This is a genomic window from Rothia sp. HMSC065C03 (assembly GCF_001837295.1).
Classification (GTDB): Bacteria; Actinomycetota; Actinomycetes; order Actinomycetales; family Micrococcaceae; genus Rothia.
Window position 1 is genome coordinate 1 of sequence record NZ_KV831991.1, and the last position, 223, is coordinate 223.

1 protein-coding gene is annotated in these 223 nt (G+C 46.6%); it reads right to left on the reverse strand.

Translation table 11 applies throughout. The features are described 5' to 3' along the window. Window positions 1-27 precede the first annotated feature (27 nt). Window positions 28-162: a hypothetical protein gene (locus tag HMPREF2605_RS09690; protein ID WP_256370751.1), complete on the reverse strand. Its 135-nt coding sequence runs from the start codon at window positions 160-162 to the stop codon at window positions 28-30. Between the last annotated feature and the right edge of the window lie 61 nt (window positions 163-223).

Here is a 223-nt window from a genome sequence, read left to right on the forward strand (position 1 = left end):
TAGTACCGGGCTTGAGGCTTTTACCGCTTACTTGTCGCCGGTTTTACCCTTTGGCATCTTCCAGCTTTCAATCAGCTTAGCTACGCCGGTAAGGGTAGCACCAAGACCGTTAAGGACACCACCTACAGCGCCAAGAATTGCGATAATTTCCACAACATTCATGAGAATGACCTTTCTCTATAGAGTTATCAAATCCCGGGTAATCGGTTTGATTACCTGGCTT